This is a genomic window from Amycolatopsis sp. CA-211722, assembly GCF_056828465.1.
The window spans coordinates 6,492,204-6,507,263 of the sequence record NZ_CP184752.1; the positions used below are offsets into that span (position 1 = coordinate 6,492,204).

The window sequence follows — 15,060 nt, forward strand, 5'->3', positions numbered from 1 at the left end:
GGCCGCGTCCGGTAGATACCTCAGACCCCTTGGTCATAACCGGCCTCACCACTCACGAAGCCGATCGTCATCGGGCCGCGATCCGCGACAGGTGCAGGTCGATGAGGGCGATGGCCTCGTCGCCGGACTGGTAGCCGAGCAGTACCGCGTCGCCGAGACCGGACACCAGTGCCAGCAGGAGCCCGGCTTCGGTGACCGGATCGACGGTGGGCAGGAGATCGTCGCGGGTGGCGGAGAGCAGGGCCGCCACCGCGTCGCGGAGCTGGCCGTGCCCGGTCCGGAAGTGGCCGGCGATCTCCGGATCCTTGAGTGCGCGCACCAGGAAGGCGTTCGCGACGAGCGCGTCGTCGCGGCCTGCCTCGTCCAGGGGCAGCAAGGCGACGAGCAGGTCCCGGACGCGCGGCTCCGACGAGGTCGCGATGCGCTGCTCGACGCCACCGCGCAGGGTGGTCGTCGCGTAGCGCAGCATCTCGTCCCTCGACGCGAAGTAGTGCTGGACGGACCCTTTCGAGATGCCGGCTTCGGCCGCGACCTCGTTGAGGCTCACCCCTTCGAGTCCCCGGTCGGCCGCGATGCGGCGAACTGCCGCGGCGATCTGCCGCCGCCGGTCCTCGTGATCGACCCGTTTGGGCACCCGTGCTCCTTTTCGCAGTCCGATCGGATTGCCAACTTCTCACCAACTGTTTACAATCCGATCGTACCGTAAAAAGGAGGGGTGAGAATGAAGGTGGGCGGATTCGCCTCGTCGGAGGCGCGTGCCGAATACGAGGCCGTCTACGAACGAGGGATGGCGGCTTTGCCCGCGCCGGCCGGGGTCCACGACGTCCGGACGGCGTTCGGGGTGGCGCGCGTGTACCGGTTCGGGCAGCCCGGTGCGACGCCGATCGTGCTGCTGCCCGGCCGCGCGGGGACCGCGGTGATGTGGGAACCCAACCTCGCCGCGCTGCTCGCGCACGGCGAAGTCTTCGCGGTGGACCTCATCGGCGAAGCAGGCCGCAGCGAACAGACCGCCCCGATCCGCGACGGCGCGGACCAGGCCGCGTGGCTGAGCACGGTGCTCGCCGAACTCGACCTGAAGTCCGTGCACCTGATCGGGTATTCGTTCGGCGGCTGGCTCGCGACCAACCTCGCCGTCCGGGCGCCGGAACGGCTGAAATCGCTCACCGTGATCGACCCCGTGCTGACGTTCGGCGGGCTGACCGCGGGGCTGGTAGTCCGCGCGACGCTCACCGCCGTCCCCGTGATCAACCGATGGGCCCGGCCGTCGTTCCTCGATTGGATCTCCGGCGGCGCCGAGGTCGACGCCACGGATCCGGTCGCGCGGGTGATCGACGAGGGGATGCGGACCTACCGCATCGCCCTGCCGTCGCCCAGGTTGTTCACCGACGCGCAGCTGCGCTCCCTGCGGATGCCCGTGCTGGCCCTCATCGCCGGACGCAGCGTCATCCACAACCCGGAGCGGGCGGCGGCCCGCGCCCGTGAATTCCTCCCGCGAGGGCAGGTCGAGCTGTGGCCGTCGGCGACCCACGCCATCGCCGGGGAGGCCGCGGACGAGGTCAACGCGCGCGTCCTGAAGTTCCTGGCCGAATGCGAGCCCGACTCGTGACCGAGCGCGCCAAGAACCCCGCACTGTCCTTGCTGCTCTGGGACGTCGCGCTTCCGCTTGCCGCCTACTACGGGCTCCGGCTCGCCGGACAGAGCGAGCAGGTCTCGCTGCTGGCCGGGGCGGGGGTGGCGGCGGCCAGGATCGCGTGGGTCGCCGTCCGGGAGCGGTCCTTCGACGGCTTCGCCGCGTTGCTGGCCGGTGTCCTGGGCGTCGGCCTGGTCCTCTCGCTGGTCACCGGGGACGCGAAATTCCTGTTGCTGAAGGAATCCTTCGCCACCGCGACCGCCGCGATCGTCCTGCTGCTCAGCTGTTTCAGCCGAACACCGATGATGCTGGTCGCCGTGCGGGCCGGTTCCAGTGCGGCGAAACGCGCGGAGATCGACCGGCTGAGCGACGAGGTCCCCGGCTTTCGGCGGGCGTTCACCCGGATGTCGGCGGTCTGGGGCGTGGCGCTGCTGCTGGAGGCCGCGATCCGCGTGCCGCTGGTCTACACCTTGTCGGCCGACGTGATGAACGCGCTCAGCGTGGCCCTGCTGCTCGCCGTCGTCGGCGGGCTATCGCTGTGGTCTGTCCGCTATGCCGAGAAAGTCCAGAAAAGGCACGCGGTGGCCACCTGAAGACCCTATGGGTGCCTGTCCGCCTGTTCGGCGAACACCCGCACCGCTTCGTTGATCGCCGCGTACCGGGCATTGCGGACGGCTTCGGTCAGCGGCCGCAGCGCCTCCGCCCGCCGGAGCGCCGCCGACGAAGAGAGCGCGCCGCCGGGATCGTCGGATTCGGCGATGGCGAGGATGGCCGCGATCTCCTGGGAACGCTGGAGCACCCGCAGCGCCCGGCTCGGCATCCCGGCGGGCCAGGGCGCGTCGGTGGCGGCCCGGAGCCGTGCCGAGAGTTCCGCTCGGACCCCCGGCCGCTCGCTGGCGACGTCCAGTGACTGAAGGGCACCCGCGCTCGCGCGGATCGCGTCGGTCAGGCCGTGTTCGGCCTCGCCCAGGGGGCGGTATTCGAGGACACCGGGCATGGGCACCGAGTACACCGTCCACCGTACGAGGCCCTCGGCGATCGCCTCGGGGACCACTCCGTAGCCGAGGTCCGGCAGCAGAGCGGCCTCGCCGATCCGCAGCGCGGCCGCGGTGAACGGCCCGCCGCCACCCAGGCCGCGGACGTCGCCGGGCACCGGGAGCAGGAGCTGCATGCTCTTGGCGCCCTGCGCGCGCAGGGCGAGCAGCAGCTGGACCGAGGTCGCGGCGCGGTTGAACGCGAGCGGCAGGTCGAACGCCTCGGCGGCCGCCGCGTCCGCGGCGACGAAGTCGTGGGCTTCGCCCCAGACCTGCAGGGCGTCAAGGACGTCGTCGGAGGCGGCGGCTCCGTTCAGCCACGCCGAAGACCAGACCGCGAGGGTCGCACTAGGACGGCACACCGGAGTGATTTTAGTCGTGTTCCGGCGAAACCCGGCTATGGGAGGGTTAACCCCGGCTTGCCGTTCGCGATCACCGGAGCTGGAGTCGCTTCACGTCGACAGCGCCAGACTCGCGACGTAGCGTCGAACGGGTGAACGATGTTCCCGCAAACCTGCCCCGGACCGCCGGGGACCTTCGCGCGGCGGGTCACCTGCCGCGGTCGATCAACCGAGAACTGCACGACAACCTGCTCGCCAAGCTCCGCGCCGGGGAAGACGCCTGGCCGGGGATCGTCGGGTTCTCGCGCACCGTGCTGCCGCAGCTCGAACGCGCGCTGCTGGCCGGACACGACGTCGTCCTCCTCGGCGAACGGGGCCAGGGCAAGACCCGCCTGCTGCGCACCCTCGCGGGGCTTCTCGACGAATGGACGCCGGTCATCGAGGGCGCCGAGCTGGCGGAGCACCCGCTCGACCCGATCACCCCGGAATCGCGTCGCCGCGCCGCCGAACTCGGCGACGCGCTGCCGGTGACCTGGCGTCATCGCGACGAGCGGTACACGGAAAAACTGGCCACACCGGACACTTCGGTCGGGGACCTGATCGGCGACGTCGACCCGGTGAAGGTCGCGGAAGGCCGCAGCCTCGGCGATCCCGAGACCATCCACTTCGGACTCGTCCCGCGCGCCCACCGCGGCATCGTGGCGATCAACGAGCTGCCGGACCTGGCCGAACGCATCCAGGTCGCGCTGCTCAACGTGATGGAGGAACGCGACATCCAGGTGCGCGGCTACACGCTGCGCCTGCCGCTGGACGTGCTGCTGGTGGCGACGGCCAACCCGGAGGACTACACCAACCGCGGCCGCATCATCACCCCGCTCAAGGACCGGTTCGGCGCCGAGATCCGCACGCACTACCCGCTCGACGTCGAGGCGGAGATCGCGGTCGTCCGGCAGGAGGCCCATCTGGTCGCCGAAGTCGGTGAGCCGCTGCTGGAGGTGCTGGCCCGGTTCGTGCGGAATCTGCGCGAGTCGCCGGTGATCGACCAGCGCTCGGGTGTCTCCGCCCGGTTCGCCGTCGCGGCGGCGGAAACGGTCGGCGCGGCGGCGTTGCGCCGGTCCGCGCTGACCGGTGAGGAACCCGCCGTGGCCCGCCCGGTCGACCTCGACGCGGTCCCCGGCGTCCTGCGCGGCAAGCTCGAATTCGAGCCGGGGGAGGAGGGCCGGGAGACCGAGCATCTCGTGCACCTGCTACGCCGGGCGGTCGCGGAGACGGCCCGCTCGCGGTTCGCCGGGCTGGATCTGCTGCCGCTGGCCGACGCGGTCGAGTCCGGGCATCTGGTCGCCACCGGGGAACGCGTCCCCGGCAAGGATGTCCTCGCCGCACTGCCGGAACTGCCCGTACTCCACGACGTCGCCGGGCGTGCGGGCGTCGGCCCGGACGAACCGGCGGGGAGGATCGCGGCCGCGGTCGAACTGGCGCTGGAATCCCTGTTCCTGTCGAGGAAACTCGCCAAGGACTCGGACGACTCGACGACCGTCTACGGCCGATGAGTCTCCTCCCGGAAGGTTATTCGTACGGGCCGTGGGACAACGGCCCGGATCCGCTGGCGCCGCCGGCGGACCTGCGGGACGCGCTCGACGAGATCGGCCGCGACGTCATGGCCGGCGCTTCGCCCCGGTCCGCGCTGGAAGAACTGCTGCGCCGCGGCACCCCGCGCACCGCCGGGCTCGACGAACTGACCAGGCGGCTCTGGCAGCGCCGGTCGGAGATCCAGCGGCGGCACCGGCTCGACGGCACGCTCCAGGAGGTCCAGCGGCTGCTCGACCAGGCGCTGGAGGCCGAGCGGCGCGAGCTGTTCCCCGATCCGGACGACGACGCCCGCTTCCGCGAGGCCCAGCTGGACGCGTTGCCGCCGGGTACGGCGGCGGCCGTGCGCGAGCTCGCCGGGTACGACTGGCGCTCGCGGGAGGGCAGGGAGAACTACGAGAAGATTCGCGACCTACTGGGCCGTGAACTGCTGGATTCCCGTTTCGAGGGGATGAAGGAGGCACTGCGGAACGCCGGGCCGGAACAGGCCGAGCAGGTCAACCGGATGCTCGCCGACCTCAACGCGCTCCTGGCCGCGCACGCCCAGGGGCGCGACGACGTCCCGGAGCGGTTCGCGGAGTTCATGCGCGAGCACGGCGAGTTCTTCCCGGAGAACCCGAAGAACGTCGAAGAGCTGATCGACGTCCTCGCCGCTCGCGCCGCGGCCGCGCAACGGATGCTGAACTCCATGACACCGGAGCAGCGGGCCGAGCTGGCAGAACTGTCTCAGCAGGCGTTCGGCGACCCGAGGCTCGCGCAGCAGCTGTCCACTTTGGATGCCCAGTTGCGGGCGCTGCGGCCGGGCGAGGACTGGACGTCGTCGGAACGGTTCCGGGGCGACGACCCGCTCGGCCTCGGCGAAGGCGCCCGGGCGATGTCCGACCTCGCCGAACTGGACGCGTTGGCCGAACAGCTCGGCCAGTCCTACCCCGGCGCGAGACTTGAGGACATCGACGTCGACGCGCTCGAACGGCAGCTGGGTCCGGACGCCGGCGTCGATGCGCGGCGGCTGTCCGAACTGGAACGCGAGCTCCGGCGGCAAGGTCTCTTCGAACGCGCCCCCGATGGCACGCTCCGGTTGTCGCCCAAGGCTTTGCGGCGGCTGGGGGAGACGGCGCTCGCCGACGTCGTGAACGCGTTACGCGGCAAGACCGGCCAGCGGGAGACGGAGTCCGCCGGGGCCGCGGGCGAGCCGACCGGCGCCACCAGGCCGTGGCGGTTCGGGGACATGCAGCCGTGGGACGTCTCCAGGACGGTCCGCAACGCGGTCCTGCGTTCGGTTTCGGTGGGCGAGCGGCGGGTCCGGATGGACGTCTCCGACGTCGAGGTGGTCGAGACCGAACATCGGTCGCGCGCGGCGGTGGCGTTGCTCGTGGACACGTCGTGGTCGATGGTGCAGGAGGGCCGCTGGCTGCCGATGAAGCGGACGGCGCTCGCGTTGCACCAGCTGATCAGCACCCGGTTCCGCAACGACGCGCTGCAGCTGATCACCTTCGGCCGCTACGCGACACCGGTCGAACTGGCCGAGCTGGTCGGCCTGGAGGGCACTTGGGAACAGGGCACCAACGCCCACCACGCGCTGCTGCTGGCCGGACGCCATCTGCGGCGGCACCCCGACGCGCAGCCGGTGGTCCTGATGGTCACCGACGGCGAGCCGACGGCTCACCTGGAACCCGATGGCACGGCCGAGTTCGACTATCCGCCGCAGCCGAGGACCCTGCTCAAGACCCTGTCCGAAGTGGACAGGATGGCGAAGCTGGGCGCGTCGGTGACGGTGTTCCGGCTCGGGGACGATCCGCGCCTGACCGAGTTCGTCGACGTCATCGCGCGCCGGTCGGGTGGCCGTGTCGTCGCGCCGGATCTGGACGGGCTCGGCGCAGCCGTGGTCGGCGACTACCTGCGGACCAGGAAGCGCTGAACTCGCTTACGCTGGCCCGATGGGGTACTCGGTCGGAAAGGTCGCGGCGCTGTCGGGCGTCACCGTGCGCACGCTGCATCACTACGACGAGATCGGCCTGCTGCGCCCGAGCGGGCGGACGGCGGCGGGGTACCGGAGCTACAGCGACGACGACCTCGACCGCCTGCAGCGCGTCCTGTTCTATCGCGAACTCGGGTTCGATCTCGAGACCATCGCGAAGATGACCGGGGATCCGGCGGTGGACGCGCTGGAGCACTTGCGGCGCCAGCGGGCGCTGCTCGCCGACCGGATCGGCGAGCTGACCCGGATGGCCGAATCCGTCGAGCGGGTGATCGCGGCCAAGGAGGCCGGCGCCGCGCTGACCCCCGAGGAGCGATTCGAGGTCTTCGGCGAGTTCCGCGAGCCGGAGGGGTACGCGGAGGAGGCCGTCCGCCGGTGGGGTGACACCCCGCACTGGCGGGCGGCGGCCGTACCGCGCACCAAACAGGAATGGATCGAGGCGGAGAAGATCCGGGAGGACTGGGTCCGGCGGCTGCTCGCCGTCTTCGACTCCGGCGCGCCCGCGGGCGGCCGCGAGGCGATGGACCTCGCCGAGGAGCACCGCCGGATGCTCTCGGCGTTCATGGGGGACTGTGACCTCGCGACGCATCGGGAGCTGGCCAGGCTGTACGCGACCGAGCCGGTTCAGCTCGGCTTCCTGGTGCGTGAGCCGGACCAGCGGCCGGGCCTCGGTGAGTACATCCGCGACGCGATCCACGCGAACGCCGAACAGGCCGAGGGATAGCGAATCGATTACTCCGGCCGTGTTCGTCTCCCACCGGACGGGAACGGCGCGGCGGCTCCGCTTACAGTCGGAGTATGCAGACTTGGTCATCGGTCGACGTGCCCCGTATCCCCGGCACCCCCCGTCCGCTGCGGCTCCACGACACGGCGACGGGGCAGATCCGCCCCACGGCGCCCGGGTCGACCGCCCGGATGTACGTCTGCGGCATCACGCCGTACGACGCCACCCATCTGGGGCATGCCGCCACGTACCTGACGTTCGACCTGGTGAACCGCCTGTGGCGGGACGCCGGGCACGACGTCCACTACGTGCAGAACGTGACGGACATCGACGAGCCCCTGTTGGAGCGCGCCGAGCGGGACAAGGACGACTGGGTCGTCCTCGGCATGCGCGAGACCGCGCTGTTCCGCGAGGACATGACCGCGTTGCGGGTGCTCCCGCCGCGGCAGTTCGTCGGGGCGGTCGAGAGCATCCCGGAGATCGTCGAGGTCATCGCGAAGCTGGTGGCGAACGGGAGCGCGTATCGCGCGGACGACGCGGAGTTCCCGGACATCTACTTCGAGCACAACGCGACCGGGCACTTCGGTTCGGAATCGAACTACGACGCCGAGACCATGACGAAGTTCTTCGCCGAACGCGGCGGCGACCCGGACCGTCCCGGCAAGCGGCACCCGCTCGACGCCCTGCTGTGGCGGATGGCGCGGCCGGGTGAGCCGTCGTGGGAGTCCGAACTGGGCGCGGGGCGGCCGGGCTGGCACATCGAGTGCAGCGCGATCGCGGTCAACCGGCTCGGCCTCGGCTTCGACGTCCAGGGCGGCGGCTCGGACCTGATCTTCCCCCACCACGAGTACAGCGCCGCGCACGCGGAGGCCGTCGCGGGGGACAGGCCGTTCGCGCGGCACTACGTGCACGCCGGGATGATCGGCCTCGACGGCGAGAAGATGTCGAAGTCGCGCGGGAACCTCGTGTTCGTCTCGCGGCTGCGGGCCGACAAGGTCGACCCGGGCGTGATCCGGCTCGCGCTGTTCGCCGGCCACTACCGCGAAGACCGGCCGTGGACCGCGCAGTTGCGGGCCGACGCCGAAGCACGCCTCGCGCGCTGGCGTGAAGCCGTCTCCCTCGGCACCGGCCCGGCCGCGGAGGACACGGTCGCGCGCCTGCGTGACCACCTCACCGACGACCTCGACACGCCCAAGGCGCTCGCGGCCGTCGACGCCTGGGCCGAGCAGGCGCTCACCCGTTCCGGCACCGACCCGGCCGCGCCGGGGCTGATCCGGAACGCGGTCGACGCGCTGCTCGGCATCGAGCTCTGAGGAATGTCAGGGCTCCTTCCTAAGTACGTGAAGGGCCCCTTCACTGCGCTAGGCGCAATGAAGGGCCCCTTCACTGCGCTAGGCGCAATGAAGGGGTCCTTCATGGCATGGTGGCGTGCTCGTCAGCCGGGCTGAAGGGGGCTTTCGCTGCATCTGATGTGGTGATGGGCCCCTTCGTGTCTTGCTGGGGCGCCGGAGCGCGCCGATCACGGCGCCACCTTCGTCTTATGGGTCAAGGGAACCCACCGTGTCTCAGCCACCGTCATGAAAGGGTCGTTCAGGACATCTTTTGTCCTGAACGACCCTTTCATGACATCCGTATAACGCCCTACACCGCGACGCGACCGGCTTCCAGCCGGAGATGGTCACCCGTCCAATCGCGCCGCAGCCACCGATCGTGCGAAGCGATGACGACGGCACCCGGCGCGGAATCGAGCGCGGTGAACAGCTCCTCGGCCAGCGTGAGGGAGATGTGGTTCGTCGGCTCGTCCAGCAGGAGCACCTCCGGCGGGTCGGCGAGCAGCAACGCCAGCGCGAGCCGCCGCCGCTGGCCGACCGACAACGCGCCCACACGGGTCCCGAGATCACGCGGGGCCAGCAATCCCAGGCCTCGCAACGGGGGAGCGTCCTCGCCGAGGGCTTCGGCGTAGGTCCGTTGCGCGGTCTTCTCCGGCTCCGCGAACGCGACGTCCTGGGCCAGCATGCCGATCCGCACGCCGCGTCCGGAAAGGACGGTGCCGGAGTCGGGCGTCAGCGAGCCGGCGAGAACCGACAGCAGCGTCGACTTCCCGGCGCCGTTCCCGCCGGTGATCAGGAGCCTCGACCTCGTGGTGACGTCCAACGTCGCCAGCCGCAACCGTCCGGCGATTTCGACGTCCCGGACGGAGATCGCCGTCTTGCCCGCTCCGGGCTCGCCGGTCAGCTCGCCCTGGAACCGCAGCGGTGCGGGCGGTTTCCGTACCTGGTCGCGTTCCAGTTCGGCCATCCGGAGCTGGGCGTTGCGGACGCGGCGTGAGATCTGCTTCTGCACCCTCCCGGTCTTGAAGTCGTAGAGCATCTTGGCGTTGTCGCGCTGCGGCCGGTCGTGCGCGACGGCGCGCGCGGTGACGGCCACCGATTCACGCAAGTCCTTGAGCTCGTCCTGTTCCTCGGCGTAGCGCTGTTCCCAACGCGCCCGTTCGGCCCGCTTCTGGTCCAGGTAGTCGGAATACGTGCCGCCGTACCGGGTCGGGCCGCCCAAGGCCGGGTCGAGGTCGACGATGTCGGTGCACACCGCGTCGAGGAACACGCGATCGTGCGACGACAGCACGAGGACTCCGGTCAGCGAGGCGAGATGCCGTTCCAGGAACTCCATCGCGGCGTCGTCGAGATGGTTGGTCGGCTCGTCCAGGATGAGCGTGCCCGGCCGCCGGATCAGCAGCGCCGCGAGCCCGAGCCTCGACCGCTGCCCGCCCGAGAGCGTGCCCAGCTCGCGCGCCGGGCCGATCCCGGCGAGCCCGAGACCCGCGCAGACGACCTCCGCCCGCCGGTCGGCGTCCCACAGGTCGTGGGCCTGGGCCCATTCCAAGACGGTGCCGTACTCGTCGAGCACGGCTTCGTCGTCCGGGTGCTCGGTGAGTGCCGCGGTCAGTTCGTCGAGCCTCGCCGACGCTTGCCGGATCTCGGCGAGCGCGTCGTCGATGACGTCCGAGATCCGAGCGGTGAGCGGGAAAGGCAGCTCCTGCACCAGGAATCCGACGTCGTCGCCTCGCAGCACCTCGCCGCCGTGCGGCTGTTCGACCCCGGCCAGCAGGCGCAGGAGCGTGGACTTGCCGACGCCGTTCTCGCCGACCAGGCCGAGCCGCTGCCCCGCCGAAGCGGTCAAGCTGACGCCGTCGAGCACGACGCGGGCGCCGTAGGAATGGACGAGGTCCTTGGCGATCAGGGAAAGAGACATGAGACATCACCGCGCTTCTCGGACATGAGGGAACCCGCCGGGCCTCGTGGCTACGGGAGCGGTGCTCGACCGAAGCCGCCTCGGAGCGGGTGGGTGCGATGTCAGTTGTCCATGATGCGAGCAGTCTAACGCAACCCGCGTAGCGTTAGTCAACCCCTCTTTTCGGATCGCAGGCGCGCGGCCTCCTGTTCGGCGAACGCGCGCCCCTCGGACATGACGCCGACGAGTGCGGCCAGCTGGCGGCGGTCGAGCCTGCCCAGATGGTCGCCGAAGAAGCGGGCCATGGGGGAGTAGAGCTCGGCGACGTCGTCGAGCCGGTCGGGAAGCGGGCGGATCGTGATCCGCCGTCGGTCCGCGGGGTCGGCGACGCGTTCGACCAGGCGCTGTGCCTCCATGCGGTCGAGCATCCGGGTCGCCGCGCCGGTGGTCATGCCGAGCGCCCGCGCCAGGCGGCTCGGCGACGTCGCCGCCCCGCTGATCACCAGCTGGAGCCCGTGGAGTTCGGTGGCGCTGATCCCGAGCCGCTCCGCCATGGCCGTTTGGAACAGGACGGTCGCGCTGACGAACCGGGGGATCTCCAAGGCTGCCGCGGTGGCGAGTTCTCGCTGGTCAGGCATGTGCTTCCTGGGGCAGTAGTTGAGTAGTGCAGTGACTGCCTTATGCAGTAACTGTTCAGGCAAGGGTATCCGGGCCGCTTGACATACCGCCGCCCACCTGTGAACCTGAAAGAGAACTTTCGAAAGGTTCCTTTCAGATTGGATCGGGCGATGACCGGGTTGCCGCCGCGCAAGCGGATCGAAGACGCCGAGCTGATGCGGGCGCTGGCGCATCCGTTGCGTTCGGCGCTGGTGGACCACCTGATGGCGGTCGGTCCGAAGACCGCGAGCGAGTGCGCGGCGGCCGTCGGCTCGACGGCCTCGAACTGCAGCTGGCATCTCCGTCAGCTCGCACGGCACGGTCTCGTGGAGCGAGTCGAAGGGGAGGACGGCCGGGAGCGGCCGTGGCGGGCGTGCCAGGTCGGCATCGAGTTCGGTGACGACCCGGAGCTGCACGGAGCGCAGCTCGCGGTCGTCGGCACCACCCTCGCCCGCGAAAAGGAGCTGACCGAGCGCTATCTCGACGCCGCCGACGGGCTCGGCAAGGAGTGGCGGGACGCGTCGGGGATCAGCAACTACTCGCTGCGGGTGACCGCGACGGAGCTGGACGAGCTGGTGCGGGAGATCGACGCGCTCGTGCGGCCCTACGTCGGTGCGATCCGTGAAGACGCTCCGGCGGAGGCTCTGCCGGTCCACTTGGGACTGCGGGCCTTCCTCCGCATCGACGCCGAGGGGAAGCCGAGCAGATGAAACCGTTGAGGGAGCCCGCCTTCGCGCGGCTGTGGATCGCCGCCTTCTTCTCCGAGACCGCCGAGTGGATGCTGCAGATCGCGCTGCCGGTGTTCGTCTTCCAGGCGACCGGTTCGGCGGCCACCACGGCGCTGAGCATCGTCCTCGGCCTGGTGCCCGCGGTACTGCTGAGCCCGGTCGCCGGTGTGATCGCGGACCGCTGGAACCGTCGGCTGGTGCTGTGCGTGGTGTGCGCGGGACAGGCGTTCGTGGCGCTTCCACTGCTGTTCGTCGCCTCCGGCGGCCCGGTCTTCGTGATCTACGGGGTGATGGCCGCGCAGGCGGGTCTGGCTTCGCTGTTCGAACCCGCCCGCAACGCGCTCGTACCCGAGCTGGTCGCCCCCGAGGAGCTGATCGGCGCCAACGGCCTGATGAGCGTCAACGGCAGCGTCGCCCGCCTCGCCGGCGGCTGGGCGGGCGGTCTCTTGCTCGGCTTCGGCGGCCTGGGCTGGGTCGTGGTGGCCTATCTCGGCGTGCTGGTGATCGGCTCGGCCCTGCTGGCCCGCCCGTTTCCGCGCGTCGCCGCGCCGAAAGCGGCCGGACCGCACGAACCGGTGGTGCGAGCCTGGATCGACGGGCTTCGCGAGATCGGCCGCGAGGGGCGCCTTCGCCTCGCCGGTGTCGTCGTGGTGCTGACATCACTGGCGCAGGGGATGTTCCTGGTCCTGTTCGTGGTCTTCGTGCTCGACATCCTCGACGGCACCGAAGGCGACGTCGGTCTGCTGCGCGGCGTGCAGGCCCTCGGCGGGCTGGCCGCTGGATTCGCCGTCGCCACCGTCGCCCGTAAGGTCGCGCCCGTGGCCCTGCTCGGCTGGGGCGGACTGGCGCTCGGCCTGCTGTCGGCGGTGATCTGGAACCTGCCCGCGCTGACCGCTTCGCTGGGCGTCTTCATCGGACTGTTCGGCCTGGTCGGCGCCCCCGGCGTGCTCGCCGGCTCCGGTCTGCTCTCGCTGGTCCAGACCGCCGCGTCCCCCGAACGGTCCGGTCGCGTGCTGAGCACCGTCTTCGCCGGAACCGCGGGGTTCACGGCACTGGGCGCGTTGCTGACGGGCGCCCTGCTCGACGTGCTGGGCAGCGGCGTCCTGCTGAACGTCCAAGCGGGTCTGCACACCGTCTCGGCGTTGGTCGTGCTGGGCGTGTCGGCCTCGGGCAGGCCGCGCCGTGATCCGATTCCGGCGGTTCCCCGGTCCGGGTGAAGCTACGGTGGTGGAGTGCCGCATCTCTTCGCCACCAGCGACCTCCACGTCACCCATGAGGGCAACGCCCCGCTCGTCGACGAGGTCGTTCCCCGGACCCCCGACGACTGGCTGCTCGTGGCCGGTGACGTCGCCGAACGCGCCGAATCCGTGATCGGGGTGCTCAGGACCTTGCGCGAACGCTTCGCGAAGGTCGTCTGGGTGCCCGGAAACCACGAGCTGTGGACCACCCAGAAGGATGAATGTCAGCTGCGAGGACAGGCTCGCTACGAGCACCTGGTCGAGCGCTGCCGCGAGATCGACGTCCTCACCCCTGAGGACCCGTACCCGGTGTGGGAACACCAGGAGAAGCCCCTGACGATCGCCCCGCTGTTCGTGCTGTACGACTACAGCTGGCGCACCCCCGCGGCCGACGGTCTCCCGATGTCGGCGGCCATCGAGCAGGCGCGGGAGGCCGGTGTCCTGTGCACGGACGAGTTCTTCCTGCACCCGGACCCGTATCCCAGCAGGCAGGCGTGGTGCGCCGACCGGGTGAAGATCAGCACGGAACGGCTGGAGGCGATCCCCGAAGACCACGGGACGATCCTCATGTCGCACTGGCCGCTGCACCGCCACCCGACCGAGCCGCTGTACTACCCGGAGTTCGCGCTGTGGTGCGGGACGACCGAGACCGAGGACTGGCACCGGCGCTTCCGGGCGGAGGTCGCCGTCTACGGGCACCTGCACATCCCGCGGTCCACGGAGGCGGACGGCGTGCGCTTCGAAGAGGTTTCGCTCGGCTATCCGCGTGAGTGGCGGAAGCGGTCGCGGGGGCCGATCCCGCTGCGGCGCATCTTCTGAGGCCTCGACGGGGGCGCGAGTCTCTAATGTCATGAAAGGGTCGTTCCTGACGAAAAACGTCAGGAACGACCCTTTCATGACATTTGCGGCAGGCGGGTGCGATCAGCCGCGGCCGGGACCGTCCTGCCCGGGACGGCGACGCCGCAGGTACCGCTCGAACTCGGCCGCGATCTTGTCCCCGCTGACGTCGTCCAGCGTGAACTCGGTCTCCGCGTCGCCGCGCTCCTCGAGCCCCCGGACGTACTCGCTGATCTCTTCGTCCTCCTCGGCCATCTCGGTGACCGTCCGCTGCCACTCCTCGGCCTGCTCGGGCAGGGCACCGAGCGGGATCTCGACGTCCAGGACGTCTTCGAGCTTGTGCAGCAGTGCCAGCGTGGCCTTGGGCGACGGCGGATGCGAGACGTAGTGCGGCACGGCGGCCCAGATCGACACCGCCGGCACACCCGCCTGCACGCAGTAGTCCTGCAGGACCCCGACGATGCCGGTCGGCCCCTGGTAGTTGTTCAGCTCCAGGCCGAACTGCGAAGCGGTGTCCTTGTCGTAGGCCGTCCCGGTGACCGGGACGGGGCGGGTGTGCGCGGTGTCGGCCAGGAGCGCGCCGAGCGTGACGACCGTGGTGACTTCCAGTTGCTGGATGTGCTCCAGCAGTTCGGCGCAGAAGGCGCGCCAGCGCATGTTCGGTTCGGGCCCCTGGACCAGCACGATGTCCCGGCTGACGCCCTCCGGACGGCACACCGAGAGCCGGGTGGTCGGCCAATCGACCCTTCGGGTGACGCCGTCCACCATGCGCACGGTCGGTCTGCTGACCTGGAAGTCGTAGTACTCGTCAGGACTCAGCTCGCTCAGCGGGGTCGCATCCCAGTTGAGCTGGAGATGCTCGACCGCCCGGCTGGCCGCGTCACCTGCGTCGTTCCATCCTTCGAAGGCGACGATCATGATCGGCTTGCTGTCATCCGGGTGGTCGCGGCCGGGCCGCTGGGTCTCGTCGACGGGCTCACTCACCGGACCAGCCTACGACCAGGCGGCCACGCGGCGTCGGGCATGTCCGGTGGCGTTTCGCGGGCGCGAACCGCGCAGAGCCGATGCAACACGACAT

At 70.5% G+C, this 15,060-nt stretch carries 14 protein-coding genes; 9 read left to right on the plus strand and 5 right to left on the minus strand.

Going from position 1 to position 15,060, the window contains the following annotated elements; all coding sequences use genetic code 11:
• Window positions 1-67 precede the first annotated feature (67 nt).
• Window positions 68-634 carry a TetR/AcrR family transcriptional regulator gene (locus ACOCEP_RS30610; protein WP_482332573.1) on the minus strand — a complete coding sequence of 189 codons (567 nt, stop codon included), beginning with the start codon at window positions 632-634 and terminating at the stop codon, window positions 68-70.
• Between the two features lie 87 nt (window positions 635-721).
• Between ACOCEP_RS30610 and ACOCEP_RS30615 the strand changes: the two genes are divergently transcribed.
• Together ACOCEP_RS30615 and ACOCEP_RS30620 are read left to right on the plus strand one after the other, a co-directional pair.
• Window positions 722-1,606, plus strand: a complete 885-nt coding sequence (locus ACOCEP_RS30615) for an alpha/beta fold hydrolase (RefSeq protein WP_482332574.1) — start codon at window positions 722-724, stop codon at window positions 1,604-1,606.
• Window positions 1,588-2,223: a VC0807 family protein gene (locus ACOCEP_RS30620; protein ID WP_482332575.1), complete on the plus strand. Its 636-nt coding sequence runs from the start codon at window positions 1,588-1,590 to the stop codon at window positions 2,221-2,223. The genes ACOCEP_RS30615 and ACOCEP_RS30620 overlap by 19 nt, the downstream gene beginning before the upstream one ends.
• Window positions 2,224-2,228: 5 nt before the next feature.
• Here the strand turns inward: ACOCEP_RS30620 and ACOCEP_RS30625 are convergent, their stop codons facing one another.
• Complete coding sequence (locus ACOCEP_RS30625; protein ID WP_482332576.1) at window positions 2,229-3,026, minus strand: hypothetical protein; 798 nt, start codon at window positions 3,024-3,026, stop codon at window positions 2,229-2,231.
• A gap of 131 nt (window positions 3,027-3,157) precedes the next feature.
• On the opposite strand from ACOCEP_RS30625, the gene ACOCEP_RS30630 reads away from it, so the two are divergent.
• The 4 genes from ACOCEP_RS30630 to mshC all read left to right on the plus strand — a co-directional run bounded on the left by ACOCEP_RS30630 (window position 3,158) and on the right by mshC (window position 8,607).
• Window positions 3,158-4,555, plus strand: coding sequence for an ATP-binding protein (locus ACOCEP_RS30630; protein WP_482332577.1), 1,398 nt, complete (start codon window positions 3,158-3,160; stop codon window positions 4,553-4,555).
• Complete coding sequence (locus ACOCEP_RS30635) at window positions 4,552-6,510, plus strand: vWA domain-containing protein (protein ID WP_482332578.1); 1,959 nt, start codon at window positions 4,552-4,554, stop codon at window positions 6,508-6,510. Before ACOCEP_RS30630 ends, ACOCEP_RS30635 begins: the two co-directional genes overlap by 4 nt.
• Before the next feature lie 19 nt (window positions 6,511-6,529).
• The gene (locus tag ACOCEP_RS30640) at window positions 6,530-7,294 is read left to right on the plus strand and encodes a MerR family transcriptional regulator (protein ID WP_482332579.1); all 765 of its coding nucleotides are present in this window, start codon (window positions 6,530-6,532) and stop codon (window positions 7,292-7,294) included.
• Window positions 7,295-7,368: 74 nt separating this feature from the next.
• A complete protein-coding gene (gene mshC / locus ACOCEP_RS30645) occupies window positions 7,369-8,607 on the plus strand; it encodes a cysteine--1-D-myo-inosityl 2-amino-2-deoxy-alpha-D-glucopyranoside ligase (protein WP_482332580.1) in 1,239 nt (412 codons plus the stop codon).
• A 328-nt stretch (window positions 8,608-8,935) separates the two neighbouring features.
• On the opposite strand, the gene ACOCEP_RS30650 is transcribed toward mshC, so the two are convergent.
• Together ACOCEP_RS30650 and ACOCEP_RS30655 are read right to left on the minus strand one after the other, a co-directional pair.
• The gene (locus ACOCEP_RS30650; protein WP_482332581.1) at window positions 8,936-10,543 is read right to left on the minus strand and encodes an ABC-F family ATP-binding cassette domain-containing protein; all 1,608 of its coding nucleotides are present in this window, start codon (window positions 10,541-10,543) and stop codon (window positions 8,936-8,938) included.
• 149 nt (window positions 10,544-10,692) lie between these two features.
• Entirely contained in the window at window positions 10,693-11,160 is a 468-nt protein-coding gene (locus ACOCEP_RS30655; RefSeq protein ID WP_482332582.1) for a MarR family winged helix-turn-helix transcriptional regulator, read from the minus strand.
• A 150-nt stretch (window positions 11,161-11,310) separates the two neighbouring features.
• Here ACOCEP_RS30655 and ACOCEP_RS30660 point away from each other — a divergent pair, with 150 nt between their 5' ends.
• The 3 genes from ACOCEP_RS30660 to ACOCEP_RS30670 are packed head-to-tail and all read left to right on the plus strand — an operon-like array spanning window position 11,311 to window position 13,964.
• The gene (locus ACOCEP_RS30660) at window positions 11,311-11,889 is read left to right on the plus strand and encodes an ArsR/SmtB family transcription factor (RefSeq protein ID WP_482332583.1); all 579 of its coding nucleotides are present in this window, start codon (window positions 11,311-11,313) and stop codon (window positions 11,887-11,889) included.
• On the plus strand, window positions 11,886-13,124 hold the full coding sequence (locus tag ACOCEP_RS30665) for an MFS transporter (protein ID WP_482332585.1): 1,239 nt from the start codon (window positions 11,886-11,888) through the stop codon (window positions 13,122-13,124). The genes ACOCEP_RS30660 and ACOCEP_RS30665 overlap by 4 nt, the downstream gene beginning before the upstream one ends.
• 15 nt (window positions 13,125-13,139) lie before the next feature.
• Window positions 13,140-13,964 carry a metallophosphoesterase family protein gene (locus ACOCEP_RS30670; protein WP_482332586.1) on the plus strand — a complete coding sequence of 275 codons (825 nt, stop codon included), beginning with the start codon at window positions 13,140-13,142 and terminating at the stop codon, window positions 13,962-13,964.
• A 102-nt stretch (window positions 13,965-14,066) separates the two neighbouring features.
• Here the strand turns inward: ACOCEP_RS30670 and ACOCEP_RS30675 are convergent, their stop codons facing one another.
• Entirely contained in the window at window positions 14,067-14,966 is a 900-nt protein-coding gene (locus ACOCEP_RS30675) for a PAC2 family protein (RefSeq protein ID WP_482332587.1), read from the minus strand.
• Between the last annotated feature and the right edge of the window lie 94 nt (window positions 14,967-15,060).